The organism is Acinetobacter sp. (genome assembly GCF_041911495.1).
GTDB lineage: Bacteria > Pseudomonadota > Gammaproteobacteria > Pseudomonadales > Moraxellaceae > Acinetobacter.
Genome location: NZ_JAYROT010000048.1, coordinates 1 through 15,277 on the forward strand (window position 1 = coordinate 1; position 15,277 = coordinate 15,277).

The following is a 15,277-nucleotide window of genomic DNA, read 5'->3' on the forward strand; positions in this document are numbered from 1 at the left end:
CCTAGTACGAGAGGACCAGAGTGGACGAACCTCTGGTGTACCGGTTGTGACGCCAGTCGCATCGCCGGGTAGCTATGTTCGGAAGGGATAACCGCTGAAAGCATCTAAGCGGGAAGCCTACCTCAAGATAAGATTTCCCTTGGACTTTATGTCCACTAAAGAGCCGTTCGAGACTAGGACGTTGATAGGTTGGATGTGGAAGCACGGTGACGTGTGAAGCTGACCAATACTAATTGCTCGTGAGGCTTGACTATACAACACCCAAGCGGTTGTTGTAGATCAACGAAAGTTGAAACAAGCACTAATCGATTCATACCAATGACAGAAACGTCATAAATAACTTGATTCAGTAACGCTAAAGCAATAAAATTCAGCACTCAATTTTAATACTGTTAATAAACTCATTTGGAAAACGTATTGGCATAAAGATAAGACCAAACAAGTATCCATAAACAGTTTGCTGGCGAAAATAGCAAGTGTGAACCACCTGATCCCTTCCCGAACTCAGAAGTGAAACCACTTAGCGCTGATGGTAGTGTGGGGTTACCCATGTGAGAGTAAGTCATCGCCAGCTTTTAATTCCTAAACCCCCCACCGTATTCGGTGGGGGGTTTTTATGCATTTGGTTTTATGGCGTCACAAAATGTCGTTTAAGAAGTAATTGCAGTTTATTTTCTTATAATACTTATTTAAGATGTATTTTTAGGTTTCCGATGAAGAGTAACCAATACTTTGAATTATTTAAACCAATTTACCACTTATCAGCGCCTATTAGATGAACATGATGCGTGGAGTTTATTGCGCAAAGATCATGCGGCTTTGATATTGGCTCTCATAGAGGATTTGTTTGCGGATACAAATGAAATTTCATTTACTCAGGCAAGAATTGGTTTAGATGCGAAATTAAATCAGATTAAACAGTTAAAACAAGATGATAGTGCGGTAACGGCACGAGATTATTTATATCAATGGATTAAATCAGGTTGGTTACGTGAACTGAATGATCAACTGAATAAAACGGATGCCTGTGATATAGCATTGCGTTTTGTGCAAAATTTGGAGCAACGTGAAACAGGTACAACAGCTTCAGATTTGCAAATTGTACAAGATGCAGTGCAAAAGTTATTATTTGATATTAATCATGATCCAAATCAACGAATTTCTTTATTAAAGCAACAACAAAAGGATATTGATGCAAAAATTAAAGCCTTGGAGCAAGGAAAAATTGAGGCGCTGACGACGCAAGAGCAACAGGAGCGCATCGCAAAGATTTATCAGCTTGCTGCAAAGCTATCATTAGACTTTCGCTTGATTGAAGATGAAATCTTGCAGTTAGATCAAAAAATTCGTCGTGAAATGATTGAGCAGGGTGACAATCGTGGGCAATTGTTAAAAAATTTATTTGATCAAGAAGATGTGATGTCACAAAGTAGCGCAGGTCAGGCTTTTGAAAGTTTTTTCAATCTATTGAGTCATAGTTCACATCGTGATGTACTGAATCAACAATTACAATATTTATTGGAACAGCCGATTACTCAATTTTTAGAGCCTAAACAAAAGCAATATTTGGGGCGTTTAATTCATGAGTTGGTTAAAGAAAGCCAACGAATTTTCGATATTCGTAAGCGAACCAATGAGAGTTTGCGCAGTTATATGGAAAAAGGCATGTTTTCTGAAAATGCACGAGTTAGCCGATTATTGCAACAATTAGAACAAAATGCGATGAAATTGGTGCAACAACAATTGCCGACCAAAACCAGTTTAAATTTATCTATCAATACAGGACATGCCAAACTGTATTCTCCTGTGAGCTTGAGTGTCAGACAACCTGATGATGTGCTTGATCGGCGGGACATGATTGAGAAAACCAATACCCAGCATGCGAGCACTAGCATGCTCAAGCATTTGGATAATGTGCATATTCGCCAGATTGCTCGACATGTGCAACACAGTTTGCAACAGCATGGTGAGTTAAGTATAGCGAAATTGATTGAGCTACATCCAATCGATAAAGGGTTGGAAGAATTGGTGGCTTATTTACGGATTGCCAAAGCGATCAAAGCAACAGAATTAGCAGCGGTTGAAAAAGTATATTTTCGTGACCAACAGGGATTTTGGTTGGAAGCGAAAATTCCATACTATGTGCTCAGGTCAGTAGATTTTCCAGAGCAAATTGAACAGCTTGCGATTTAGGTATAGACATTGATCGGTGCAAAGTATGATAAATGATGAATATAAAATTTCGAGTGAAAACCCACAACAAAGCAATCAGCAACAAATTAACCAACAGCAAATTAACCAACAGCAAGTGATGCAAAAAAGTGAGTCCTTATCTGATCCTGATTTCGCAGATTCTAGGCTTGATAGCCCCGTTCTAGCTGATGATCCTGATTTTACTGATCAACAAAGTGCATTACAGCTACCACAACAAGCGAGGCAAGCGCTAGTATCGCTATTGAAGTTCGGTGTGATTCTGGCGACACAAAAGCCTAAGTTATTTCATATAGTTTGTCTTTATCAGCAACAGCTAACGCAATACTTGCAACACATTTATTTAATACTGTGGGTCGATGAACGTGGAGGGATAGCGTATATCGAGCAACAGGCACAACAAGACACAGATGAGGATGATGAGGTTTTACAGCTGATAAATAGTCGAACTTTGACGCTTTATGATAGTTTTTTAATGATTATTCTGCGTAAATTTTACCAAGAACGACAAGCCTTAGGTGAAGATCATGTCTTTATCGATATTGATCGGATTGATCATGCGATGCGACCCTTTTTGGCGATGAGCAATTATCAAAGTCATGAGCGTAAAAAATTAGCTGCAGCTTTAGAACAATTTCGGTTAAAAAAATTGCTCATATCAGTGCGAGGAGAAGAATCTCGTTTTGAAATTAGTCCAATTATTCGGCATGTTTTAGATGCATCTGTTTTAGAGAATCTATTGGCGCAGTATGAGCAATTGCTTGCCAGTAATCACAGTGCAATACAAAGTGATGATCAGTCGCAGGATGATGAAGATGAGTCATGATTTATTTCAGTTTAGCCAGTTACGCTTAAGTGAATTGTCGGTATGTAATTGGGGATCATTCGAAGGAATTCATACTGCACATATTGATCCAGAAGGGACGTTGATTACTGGGGATAACGGTGCAGGAAAATCCACGCTGATCGATGGCTTGATGGCACTCTTGATTCCCGCAGGTCAAGCCAGTTTTAATATGGCTGCATCGCAAGGTGATAAAAGCGACCGAAATTTGCTTTCATATATGCAAGGCAGTTTTGGTTCAGATTATGATGGTCAGGACAATAAACTCAAAAGTAAGCGTGATGGTGCAAGCTGTTCAGCATTACGTGCTTTATATCAGGCGGATGATGGGCAACAGATCAGTCTGTGCGGTATTTTTTGGACAACACAATCTACCAAGCAACTTGCCGATGTCAAACGTTTGTATTTGGTTGCTCAGCGTAATTTGACCTTAGCTGAAATTTTTCAACACTTTAATGAAGGACAATCCAGAGCAATTAAACAGCTTCAAAAGCATGATGCCCAGATTTTATGTTGTGAGGAACGCTTTTCAGCATATGAGGCGCATTTTCGAGAAGTACTTCATCTGCATAATAAAAATGCACCTGCCTTATTACAACGGGCTTTGGGCTTGAAACAAATTAAAAATTTAACGCATTTGATCCGTGATTTGGTGTTGGAAACCAGTGATATTCGTGAGGATGCACGCCAAGTCGTAGAGGGTTTTAGTGATTTGCAAATGACGCATGGGCAGTTGCTTGACGCACAGCAACAACATGAATGCCTAATTGATTTGCCGATGTTGAAACAAAAGATCGAACAACTTGAGCAGATGTGCGTGCAGTTAGTTACGCAACGTGATGCTGTTCGAGCCTGTTTAGCGGAGCAAGCAGTTGATTTGTGGCAACAGCAAATTGATACCTTGCATCATGCCATTCTTCAGGCGGCAGTGCACAGACTAGAAGCAGAACAATTATTAGAGCAACTCACTCAACAGACTGCGGAGGCTTATGCGGCATATATGCAAACTGGTGGAGCAGAAATTGAAAAATTGCAAATCCAGCTCGATCACGCCAAAGCACAGCAAGAATTCGCACATGAAAATGCCAAACAATATCAAGCTATTTTAAATAAACTGGAACTAGATAGTCGGTTGGACGAGGCTTTATTTCAAGAATATCAACAACAAGCACTACACCAGATTAGCAGTTTGGTCGAATTGGAAAGTCAGCAACGTGATCAACAAGTCAGCTTGAAAGCTGAGCAACAACAACGGCTGCAGTTATTCAACCAAACTCAGCAAGATATTCAAATCATTGCGTCACGTCCAAATTCGATGATTGCACCACGCTATCAGCAACTACGTGATCATTTACTGGATCAGCTCAACTTGGCAGAACATGAGCTAATGTTCATTGGCGAGCTGATCGATGTGAGTGAGGCACATAAGGTTTGGCAGGGTGCGATAGAACGCGCTTTGGGTGGATTGAGAAATACGCTATTGGTATCACAGCAACATTTTAAAGCAGTGACGCAATGGCTCAACCAACATCATCTCGGTCTACATATCCGAGTACAGGTGGTGTTGCAGCATGCTCTAGAAAATTCCAAACAGACGGTCGAATTTTGGTCAGATGGATTTCTGCGTAAGTTAGCGTGGCGCTCGCATGCTTATCGAGACTGGTTGAAGCATCATCTTGCCAGCTTTGATCTACATTGTGTTACGGATACCCAAGCGCTGAACGAGACGGCATTTTCCATGACCATCCAGGGTTTGGTACAACTGGAAAAAGGTCGCTTTGAAAAGAAAGATCAACAACGCATTGATGATCAAAGTGCTTGGCAAATCGGATTTTCCAACCAACAACGCCTCAAATTGGCAAAGGAAAAATTACAGCATTTGCATGAAGTGTTGCAGCAGTCGGAGCAACAGCTTTCTGAGGTCAATAATCAAATAGCATTATCCATGTTGCAACAGGGTTTATGGCGACAGCTTCAGCAGGTCAGTTGGCAGAATATTGATGTGCAAAAGTGGATGCAGGATATTGCGCAATTTCAATCACATATTCAACGCTTACAAGCAGATGATGGTGATTTGGCACGTACCAAAGCGTATTGGCAAGATACGGTGCAACAACGGAATCATCAACAACAGCTCGTGACACAGTGTGTGGAGCAGATTACGCAACTCAAAAGTAATCAACAGCATGCTCAAAACCAAATGCAGACTCAGCAAGACCTTTGTCAGGATATTGCGGAGGATGTGAAAATGGTTTTAGCCAAGCATATGACGCCTTTACAGCAGGCTGATTTGGATCAGCTTCAATATCTTGAACAACATTATCGTAATCACTATGAACAAGAATTTGAGCGTCAAAATAAGCGCTTAAGTCACCATAAAGGTAGTGTTGAGCGTATTATTAATGTCTTTAGAACCAAATGGGCGATGATTGCCTCGGACTGGGGGAATAAGCTGGATGCTTTGGATGAATATTTAAGCTATTTTGAGCAATTACAACAAGAAGGTCTGCCACAGTTGCAGGCGCAGTTTAAAGAACGCTTGAATAAACATGCGGGACAATCATTGCTTGGGATTCGTAGCAAAATTGACCATGAGCAAGGCGAGATTATAAAGCGCATTAATATCATCAATCACGTGCTTGCCCGTACTGAGTTTCGAGAAGGTACGTACTTACGCATCAAGGTGAAAGTTGAAAACTACCCTAAAGTCAAACAATTCAAAAAACAGCTCGATGTGCTTTCCAGTTTATACACCTCTGAGAATCAAGAATTATTGTATAAGAAATTACATGATGTGATTGCTGAGCTTGATGTCGCCAGTGATCCTGCAACGTGGCAACGGCAAGACAGTTTGCGCTTGCTGGATCCACGCTATCAATTGTCATTTACCGCAGAAGAAATTGAACAAGCATCAGAAAAATTGATCGATGTTTGGGCTGATTCAAGTGGTAAGTCTGGCGGTGAAAAAGAGGCATTTGCAGGGACAATTGTTGCAGCGAGTTTAGCGTATGTCTTAACGCCAGAGGGTCAGGAATACCCAACATATAGCACCATATTTTTAGATGAGGCGTTTTCCAATACCTCTGAATTGGTGAGTAAGCGGGTGTTGAAAGTCTTTAAGGCATTACATTTACATATCAATCTGATTACGCCGTATAAGAATCTCAATTTGGCACGGGAGTCAGCACGGTCATTGATCATTGCAGAGCGGGATATTCAAAGTCATGTAAGTCACCTTTCGGAGGTCACTTGGCAACAGTTGGATGAACAATATCAGCAATTACAACAGCAACATTTGTTGGCACTTCAGCAAGCTGGCGTGGAGCTAATTCAATGAGTGCTGTCGATGGATAAAGTATCGTGGGGGAAGCTGCCAGCACAAGTGCAGCAAGAGTTGATCAAAAAAGAATGGCACAATCGGCGTGTTCTTAAGCAACACCTGCTTGGGCAGCGTGAATTTCCCATCCAAGTTACCTTACATGCACCTAAAAATGATATGCAGGCGTTATCGCATTTGGATCATTTTAAGCAATTTGTTCATGCTTGGCGTAATGTATCTGATACCGAGCAGGTCGTTTGGCGGGAGAAAAAGAAACCGTGTCTGACGCAATCTATGCCAACGCATTTGTGTATCGATAACTTTCAGCAATTGCTGACATGGCTGGGCAAACAGGCTGAACAGCAATATCAACACTGGCAGCAGTTGATGCAGATTGTATTGGATGTTCATATCAATTTAAAACCTGTATTGGTGCAACATTTATCTGTGTTGCAAAAATATACTGTGCAGGATCTACAAAAACTAAAAAATCTATTGAGTTGTTTGCATGCCAATATGGCAGAAAATAAATATATTCGTGAATTGGTGATTGAAGGGGTCGATACCAAATTTATTGAAAATAATCAAAAGATTTTAGCTGATTTACTAGATGTGTTACATCACGGAGCAGTCAGCGAGCAAGGTGGATTGTTGAAATGGCTCAATTGTTTGGATTTGCCGAAAGGTTGGTTGTTACTACGTTATTTAGATCCTGAGCATCGTGGTGTAGAGATTTTGAAAATCGCCAGTAATACCCTTATGGATTTAGCAATTACGGCAAAAAATATTCTCATCATTGAAAATGAGCAAAGTTGTTATGCTTTACCGAAACTCGCAGATTGTGTTGCAATCGCTGGCGCAGGGAAAAATTTGACTTGGCTGACAGCAGATTGGCTCAACAGTAAAAATATCGCCTATTGGGGAGATATTGATTCGTGGGGCTTATCATTTCTGAGTGATGCACGAGCACACTTACCGAATCTCACGGCGCTGATGATGAATCAAAACACAGTTGAATTGCATCATGCTGCGATGGTGAATGAGCCGAGCTCGGTATTAAAGCTACCAATCGCATTGACTGAAGCGGAGCAAAATTTATTTTACGCACTGAAAAATCGAGATTTCGAGGCAAATCGATTAGAACAAGAAAGGCTAAATAGCGATTATATTTATGCACAGATCCAAGCATGGCTAAGCCAAGAATAATGACTACAATTTAATCAATCCGATTCTTTCAAATTCATGTTAAAATATCTGACTTTCATTTTCAGCCCATCAATTTGATCCTCTCAGTTCTCATAATATTTTTGAGTATTACGCTAGAGATCATGCTGATTTATTTATCGAAATCCACCAAAAGTTGCCAGCCAAACTTTTTCAACCAGTATGTTTTAAGTAACGGTTATCAGTGAAGTTTGCCAGCCGAGATTTACCAATTATGAGCACTGCGTACACCATGCAGACTGCGCCAAAAGCGTTGTTTGATTATGATAAATTTTGGGCATCATGCTTTGAGCCTGCACCATTTTTGCCAATGTCACGTGCAGAGATGGACTTGCTTGGTTGGGACAGTTGCGACTTTATTTTGGTTTGTGGTGATGCGTATATTGATCATCCATCTTTTGTTTCGGGTATTATTGGTCGGGTGCTTGAGGCGCAAGGTTTTCGTGTAGGTATTATTGCGCAACCTGATTGGACAGATGTTGAGGCCTTTCGTGTTTTAGGCAAGCCAAATATTGCTTGGGGTGTGACCGCAGGCAATATGGATTCTATGATCAACCGCTATACCGCAGACCGTAAAATCCGTTCTGATGATGCTTACTCGCCTGATAATGTGCCGAATAAACGCCCAGATCGTGCTGCGACGGTATATTGTCAGCGTGTGCGTGAAGCTTTTCCTGATGTGCCTGTGTTGCTTGGTGGTATCGAGGGGTCTTTGCGTCGTATTGCACATTATGATTATTGGTCAGATAAGGTGCGTCGCTCGATCTTAATGGATTCCAAAGCAGATTTGCTGATGTACGGCAATGGTGAGCGTTCGATCATTGAGGTGATGCATCGACTTGCCAAAGGTGAAAAAATCCACGAGATCACCGATGTGCGTGGTACAGCATTTATCATTAATAAGCATAATCGTGCTTCAAAATCTCAGTTTGTCGAAATTGCTTCAAATGATGTTGACACCATTGGACGTGTCGATGCAATTATCAATCCTTATGTCATGACCGAAGATTTAGAAGGCTGTGACATTGAAAAGAATAAAAAGAGTCCATTAAACCAATACCAAAATTTTCAAAAAGAAACAGTTACTAATCCGATCATTCGTCAAGCAGATGACCTCGAATCTGACACGCAAATTGTGCAGTTACAACCGTCAAAAGCGATTAAGCATCGCTTACCACCACGTGAGCTTGCAGTGATTCGGTTACCTGCGTTTGAGCAAGTGGCGAATGATCCTGTGCTCTATGCACATGCCAACCGAATTTTGCATCTTGAAACCAATCCGGGTAACGCTCGGGCTTTGGTACAAAAGCATGGTGAGCGTGATGTGTGGCTCAATCCGCCACCGATTCCATTGACCACTGAAGAAATGGATTATGTGTTTGACTTGCCTTATGCACGTCTACCGCATCCAGCTTATGGCGATGCGCGCTTTCCTGCCTTTGATATGATTAAATTCTCTGTAAATATCATGCGTGGCTGTTTCGGTGGCTGTACTTTCTGCTCCATTACCGAGCATGAAGGGCGAATTATTCAAAATCGTTCGGAAGACTCCATTCTACGTGAAGTGGAAAAAATTCGGGATACAGCACCAGGCTTTACTGGGATTATTTCTGATCTCGGTGGGCCAACGGCGAATATGTATCGCTTGCAATGTAAAGATCCTGAGATTGAAAAGAATTGTCGTAAACCGTCGTGTGTCTATCCGGGTGTCTGTCAAAACCTACACACCGATCATGCGCCATTAACCCAGTTGTATCGTAAAGCTCGTAGTCTAAAAGGGATTAAGAAAATTCTGATTGGTTCGGGCTTGCGTTATGACCTTGCTGTGCTCAATCCTGAATATGTCAAAGAATTGGTACAGCATCATGTCGGTGGTTATCTGAAAATTGCCCCTGAACATACCGAAACTGGGCCTTTGTCAAAAATGATGAAACCAGGTATCGGCACCTATGATCGCTTCAAGCAAATGTTTGATCGCTTTAGTAAAGAAGTCGGTAAAGAGCAGTATTTGATTCCATACTTTATTGCGGCGCATCCGGGGACATCAGATTATGACATGATGAATTTGGCGATTTGGCTCAAGAAAAATGGTTTCCGTGCTGATCAAGTGCAGACTTTCTATCCATCACCGATGGCAACGGCGACCACCATGTATTACACAGGTAAAAATCCGTTGGCGAAAGTCGCTCGCTATACCGAAGATGTCGATATTGTCAAAGGTGAAAAGCGTCGTCGTTTGCATAAGGCATTTTTGCGTTACCACGATGCCAACAACTGGCCGATGCTTCGTGATGCCTTAAAAGAAATGGGACGTGCCGATTTGATTGGGAATTCTAAACAGCATTTGATTCCGACCTATCAACCGCAAGGCACTGGCGAGTATCAGTCTGCACGTAAGAAAAACTCCTCGAAAGCAGGTGATTCTGTGAAACGTACTGGCGGGCAAAGCACATCACAAAAAGCCCCTCAAAAAGGGCAAATCTTGACCCAACACACAGGTTTGCCGCCAAGAGAGCAAACGGATCGCTCAAGTTCGACCAATAATAATCAAGCAAAAAAAGCTCAGTCGAAAAATGCGCAAGGTCGAAATGCTTCAAATCCTAAACAAAAACCATCAGGGAAAAAGCACTCAAATCGTGCTTAATGAACTAATGTAAAACCCTGCGCTGTGCTGAAATTTGGCACAGTGCAGGGTGTCATTCATTTAAACTGCTTGAAACGGTTTAAAGTCAATATTTTGGTATAAAGATTGCATTTTTACAGCGCAGCAATAGTGAATATGTTGTGTTCTGCATGGTCTTAGTGCATTTTGATTGATGTGCAACGTGCATTATCATGAGTATGTGCCTTGCATGAGTCAGCGCTAAACCAATTTGAAAAGAGTCGTAAAAATGAGTGAAATCCGATTTGAACTGTATGGTCGGCTAGCTAGTCTAGCAGATCGACCAAGCATTGATTTAGCAACGACTTTTCCAATTCGGCTACAAGATGCCTTAACAGAGTTAGCTGAGCAATTACCTCAAATTCATGACAATCTTGAACGCTGTGCCTGTGCGATCGGCGATCAATTGGTACATCGTGATTTGATGATTGACGAGCAGATGACCATCGCTTTGCTTCCTCCAGTCGCAGGGGGTTAAAATGTCAGAACAACTAAACCTAAGAATTAACGCTGAGATTGAACGTATTCAAGATCATGAGATTGATCTGAATCGGTTGCTTGCCATGCAATATTTTCCTGAATGCGGTGGTTTAGCACTATTTGCAGGGACGGTGCGAGATCATCATGAAGGCAAAGCGGTAAAAAGCCTGAAATATACCGCTTATAAACCTATGGCAGAGCGTTTAGTCCGAGAAATTGAACTCGACATTGAGCAAAAATATGGCGTGTCTTATGTGCGGGTGGTGCATCGTATTGGGCATTTAGACATTGGTGAAGTGGCGATCTATGTGGTAGCTCGTGCTGCGCACCGCCGTGAAGCCTTTGCAGCTTGCGAAGTGGCGGTGGAACGAGTTAAACACGAAGTGCCAGTATGGAAAGAAGAATTTTACCTTGATGGGACAAGTGTCTTTGTCGAAGGTTGTTGTATTCGTAGCGACTATGCCGATGTGGCGCAGAAAAAAGAGACAAAACATGAACATCATCAGCACGACCATACAGCTTGTACACATGACCATTAAGGGTTCATTTGAATAATACATTTTAGATTTTAATTTTTTGGAAATTTACCCATGAAAAATGTCGGCATGAAGCCTGAAAGCTATCGAATTGCCAAAGCCAGTGCCGAGTTGCTTGCGCCTGCACACTGCATTCAATTGCTCGCTGATGGTAATACTGAAAAAGGCGATGCGTTAAAAACAGCACGGATCGCAGGCATTCTCGCAGCAAAGCGTACCGATGAACTGATTCCGCTATGTCATCCTTTGCCGATTTATCGGGCGGATGTGGAGTTTGAACTATTAGAAGATCGTGTAGTGATTTACGCTGAAGTGGAAACCATTGGTCCGACTGGTGTGGAAATGGAAGCCTTGACGGCGGCAAGTTTGGCAGGATTGACTATTTATGACATGCTCAAACCGCACTGTCAGCCTGAAGATCTAGTGCTACAACAATGCAAACTGGATCAGAAAAAAGGTGGGAAATCTCACTTCAAGCGCACACTACGTCGTGCAGTGTCGGCGGCGGTGATTGTGCTATCCGATACGGTGGCAGCAGGTCGCAAGCCAGATACCGCAGGGCGGTCGGTAGTTGAAACTTTAGAGCAAGCAGGCTTTGAGCCGATCCATTACCAAATCTTGCCTGACGAATCTGAGCAACTCAAAAGCCTTGTATTAGAATTGAGTAAAAGCTACGCCTGCGTGATTACTGTGGGCGGTACAGGTCTAGGCAGTCGTGACATTACCGTGGAAACCTTACAGCCTTTATTAAAACGTGAAATCCCGGGATTGATGGAAGCTGCACGATCTTTTGGGCAGAAACGCACACCGTATGCGGCGCTTTCTCGTGGTGTGGCAGGCTATATTGATCGTAGTCTTGTCATTACTTTTCCGGGAAGTCGAGGCGGTGCAAGTGAGTCGATGGCAGCGATTTTGCCTGCTTTGGTGCATTTGATTGATGTCAGTCAAGATGTACCACATGCGCAGGGTTATCAATAAGGTCATTTAAAATGGTGGCGACAGTATCAGCGTGTGGTGCGGAACAAGGTTTAATCAGCATTGATCAAGCGATTGAAATCATCCTGCAACAGACACAACCTTTAAGCACTGAAAAGAAAGCCTTGCAGGCAAGTTTGCATCACTATTTGGCAGAAGATATTCACGCCCAAGTGAATTTACCGACCTTTTCGCAAAGTGCGGTGGATGGTTATGCGCTGTGTTTTCATGATGAAAATGCAAAGGATTCCATTCTCCAAAACCAAACTTTTGAAGTGATTGGAGAAATTCGAGCAGGCAGTGATCAGCAATTTCAGTTGCATCATGGTCAAGCCGTACGGATTTTTACAGGTGGTAAAGTTCCTGAAAATACCACCACGGTTGCACGACAAGAAATTGTTCAAGTAAATCATTCATCAATCACCATCACTGAACCGCTTCGAGCCGATGCGGATATTCGTCATGTCGGCGAAGAAGTGTCGAAAGGGCAACTTTTGGCTGAGCGTGGGCAATATCTGAATGTTGGTGCTATTGCCGCCTTGAGTATGGCAGGTGTGTTAGACGTTAGCGTGTTTAAGCAACCGAAAATTGCGGTGTTGATCACTGGCGATGAAGTGGCAACCTCAAGCAATGTTCTGTCAATGGATGCGAATTTCGGCTCAAAAGTATTTGATGCTAATGGCCCTTTACTTCAAGCATGGTGTCAGTCGAATCATTTCCATGTTGATATTTTGCATATTGCCGATGAAGAATCGGTAGTGAATGACAGCTTTAATTGCCTAAAAAACCAATATGATGTGCTGATTACCACAGGTGGTGTATCTGTTGGTGATTATGATTATGTGCGACCGTGTGCGCTGAACAATGGCTTTGCGCAACACTTTTGGAAAGTGAAACAAAAACCGGGGAAACCTCTATTTTTTGCATCTTTTCAAAATCAAGATCATCGTTGTTATTTGCTTGGTTTACCGGGGAATCCTGCGGCGGTGTATGTGTGTATGCAAGTTTATGGCAAGCTGTTGTTGAATGCCTTACAAGGCAATAGCAATACCCTACAATGGTTTAGTGCAACATTAACGCAGCCGATCAAAGCGGATCAACGTGAGCGATTTATTCGTATGGTGCTGTCGTTCGATCAAGGGCGTTTAATGGTTCAGCCCTTGGCAAAACAGCAGTCGCATATGCTTTCAAATCTAATGCAAGCCAATTGTTTGGTGAGAGTACCAAGTGGGAAAGTGATTGTATCTGGAGAAGTGGTACAAGGGCTTTGGTTATAGCTTCTTCCATAAACCAGTCAGGTGAAAAATACTTATATTTGCCACTCCAATAGTTCAGCTTGCTGAGATTGTTTAAGTCGTTTTGATTTATAGCTTTGTGCAAAAGCACTTAATGCGGTTTTGCGCTGTGTATAACTATACTGACAACCAATAAGAATCAGGTCTTGATTTTCCAGTTCAGCGAGCAAGTCCATTTCGTCATAGTTCAGACTGTCACGGTCTAAGCCTGTAAACTTACCTGTCATTGCCCAATTGATCAGTCGAGCTTCATTCATATAATGATGTAGCTTGGTGTCTTTGCCTTGTTGCTTTCGAATCATTTGTAGAACGCCACACACCGCCTTATAGGTTGATGCAACTTGATGGCGTAACCTACGCACCTCCATCGTTGGGTGATTGCCACGAATGAGGCTCTCTATTTGCTCGTCACACCAAATAGCAAAATCAATGTCTAGCCACTGTGTAAAACGCACGGCGAGTTTTGGGTGCAACCAAGTTCCGCCATTGTTACCTTGCGTGGTTTTCAAATAAGGGATTTTTCCGTATTTGCGATGTAATGCTTCAATGTATTTTTGAGTATCAGAAAGTCTTATCCAATCATGTGCTGAAGTATTGAATTGACTGACTATGAGTGTCGCATTAAACCAACCGTCATTAGTGAATTGATAATTGACACCGTTGTATTGAGAAGTGATCAAGTCTTTCATACGTTCATCTCCGCTTTGACTTCACCACTTTTGTACGTGTAGGTACGTTCGAGGCGTGCAGGTGAGTTCGCCAGTTCTGAGATGCGGATAAATTGATCTGAATTAAATCGTGCTGTCATGTTGTCACCTATCTGTGATTGTCCTAGCCAGTAGTAGCATTGGGTGGATAGGTTAAGTATGTTTTTGTTTTTTATTGGGTTAAAGGAATGCGAAAGAGTCAAAATAATCCGTAGATTTTCTAAGTATGATTTTTACAGAAATTTTTAACTTTCTTTTTTTCCGTTTTCACTAATTTCCGTATGAGCTAAAAAGCACAAAGCATCGAATATGCTAATTTCTGTTACATTATCAGCACCATCAAAACCAACTTGAGTTAAAACCTTTTTCATTAAAGGCTCTACACTTTTACGCAAGTTATCCTCTCCATATTCACCTTTAGGATATAGAACAGAGCAAATAACGGAGTTAGTGATTTTGATACCTTCATAAATTTCCAATATTTTCAAATCAAAATATGGGAGCAATCTATATGAAGCCCAATTAATTAGATCTTTTCTTGAGAGTGCTTTATTCTTGTTATTAAAACCTTTCTTACTTCGGATTTTAGCGAGTATTTTCTTTACTTCTTCAACAATTATATGGTCAGGATAATTGGTATTCACAGTTATTGGGTAATCTGTAAAGAAAAAATCAGCAGAAATTAACGGCTCAACAACATCCATGATGGGTCTAGGAGATTTTTTATTACTCCATCCTCTAAGTTGCTCCTCATGGTGGTCAATAATATATTTCAGTGATTCAAATTTATCCTCATAAAACTCCGACACTGGCAAATGATTTTTCATAAAAGATGAGTGTTCGGTGTTACTGAGTTGAATAATAACTCTTTGACCATTATTTTTGAGTGTGTAAATAATTCTGTGTAAATGCAGATTTAAAAATACTTGGTTACACGCTCTTCAAAAATGATACTAAAGCGATTCATGGCAGCTTTCCAATTCTGAATAGGCATCGTCCATTTTTTGCTTGCTGCCATAATAGC

General features: G+C 41.6%; 11 protein-coding genes, 2 rRNA genes and 1 pseudogene. 11 read left to right on the top strand and 3 right to left on the bottom strand.

The genetic code is table 11. The features are described 5' to 3' along the window. The 11 genes and pseudogenes from ACE3PQ_RS06360 to ACE3PQ_RS06410 form a co-directional block, all read left to right on the top strand. Positions 1-254: ribosomal RNA gene (locus ACE3PQ_RS06360) — 23S ribosomal RNA — on the top strand; the annotation flags it as partial. Positions 255-459: 205 nt separating this feature from the next. Next, positions 460-574, top strand: a 5S ribosomal RNA gene (gene rrf, locus ACE3PQ_RS06365). Positions 575-732: 158 nt separating this feature from the next. Beyond that, positions 733-2,193 carry a DUF3375 domain-containing protein gene (locus ACE3PQ_RS06370; protein ID WP_374296230.1) on the top strand — a complete coding sequence of 487 codons (1,461 nt, stop codon included), beginning with the start codon at positions 733-735 and terminating at the stop codon, positions 2,191-2,193. Positions 2,194-2,218: 25 nt separating this feature from the next. Next, positions 2,219-3,037 (top strand): DUF4194 domain-containing protein, encoded by an 819-nt coding sequence (locus ACE3PQ_RS06375; RefSeq protein WP_374296232.1) that lies wholly within the window; start codon positions 2,219-2,221, stop codon positions 3,035-3,037. Beyond that, positions 3,027-6,392, top strand: coding sequence for an ATP-binding protein (locus ACE3PQ_RS06380; RefSeq protein ID WP_374296234.1), 3,366 nt, complete (start codon positions 3,027-3,029; stop codon positions 6,390-6,392). Before ACE3PQ_RS06375 ends, ACE3PQ_RS06380 begins: the two co-directional genes overlap by 11 nt. A gap of 9 nt (positions 6,393-6,401) precedes the next feature. Beyond that, positions 6,402-7,580 carry a Wadjet anti-phage system protein JetD domain-containing protein gene (locus ACE3PQ_RS06385; protein ID WP_374296236.1) on the top strand — a complete coding sequence of 393 codons (1,179 nt, stop codon included), beginning with the start codon at positions 6,402-6,404 and terminating at the stop codon, positions 7,578-7,580. A gap of 232 nt (positions 7,581-7,812) precedes the next feature. Further along, positions 7,813-10,125: pseudogene (locus ACE3PQ_RS06390) on the top strand (YgiQ family radical SAM protein); the annotation flags it as partial. 364 nt (positions 10,126-10,489) lie between these two features. Further along, positions 10,490-10,738: a MoaD/ThiS family protein gene (locus ACE3PQ_RS06395; protein ID WP_298890385.1), complete on the top strand. Its 249-nt coding sequence runs from the start codon at positions 10,490-10,492 to the stop codon at positions 10,736-10,738. Position 10,739: 1 nt separating this feature from the next. Further along, the gene (locus tag ACE3PQ_RS06400) at positions 10,740-11,279 is read left to right on the top strand and encodes a molybdenum cofactor biosynthesis protein MoaE (RefSeq protein ID WP_374296238.1); all 540 of its coding nucleotides are present in this window, start codon (positions 10,740-10,742) and stop codon (positions 11,277-11,279) included. Between the two features lie 51 nt (positions 11,280-11,330). Beyond that, positions 11,331-12,254, top strand: coding sequence for a bifunctional molybdenum cofactor biosynthesis protein MoaC/MoaB (moaCB, locus tag ACE3PQ_RS06405; RefSeq protein ID WP_374296240.1), 924 nt, complete (start codon positions 11,331-11,333; stop codon positions 12,252-12,254). Between the two features lie 11 nt (positions 12,255-12,265). Continuing rightward, positions 12,266-13,528, top strand: a complete 1,263-nt coding sequence (locus ACE3PQ_RS06410; protein WP_374296242.1) for a molybdopterin molybdotransferase MoeA — start codon at positions 12,266-12,268, stop codon at positions 13,526-13,528. A 32-nt stretch (positions 13,529-13,560) separates the two neighbouring features. Here the strand turns inward: ACE3PQ_RS06410 and ACE3PQ_RS06415 are convergent, their stop codons facing one another. From ACE3PQ_RS06415 to ACE3PQ_RS06425, 3 genes are all read right to left on the bottom strand, one after another. Then, positions 13,561-14,235, bottom strand: a complete 675-nt coding sequence (locus ACE3PQ_RS06415; RefSeq protein ID WP_374296244.1) for a KilA-N domain-containing protein — start codon at positions 14,233-14,235, stop codon at positions 13,561-13,563. Then, entirely contained in the window at positions 14,232-14,354 is a 123-nt protein-coding gene (locus tag ACE3PQ_RS06420) for a hypothetical protein (RefSeq protein ID WP_374296246.1), read from the bottom strand. The genes ACE3PQ_RS06415 and ACE3PQ_RS06420 overlap by 4 nt, the downstream gene beginning before the upstream one ends. 144 nt (positions 14,355-14,498) lie before the next feature. Next, positions 14,499-15,167, bottom strand: coding sequence for a DUF6387 family protein (locus ACE3PQ_RS06425; RefSeq protein WP_374296248.1), 669 nt, complete (start codon positions 15,165-15,167; stop codon positions 14,499-14,501). Between the last annotated feature and the right edge of the window lie 110 nt (positions 15,168-15,277).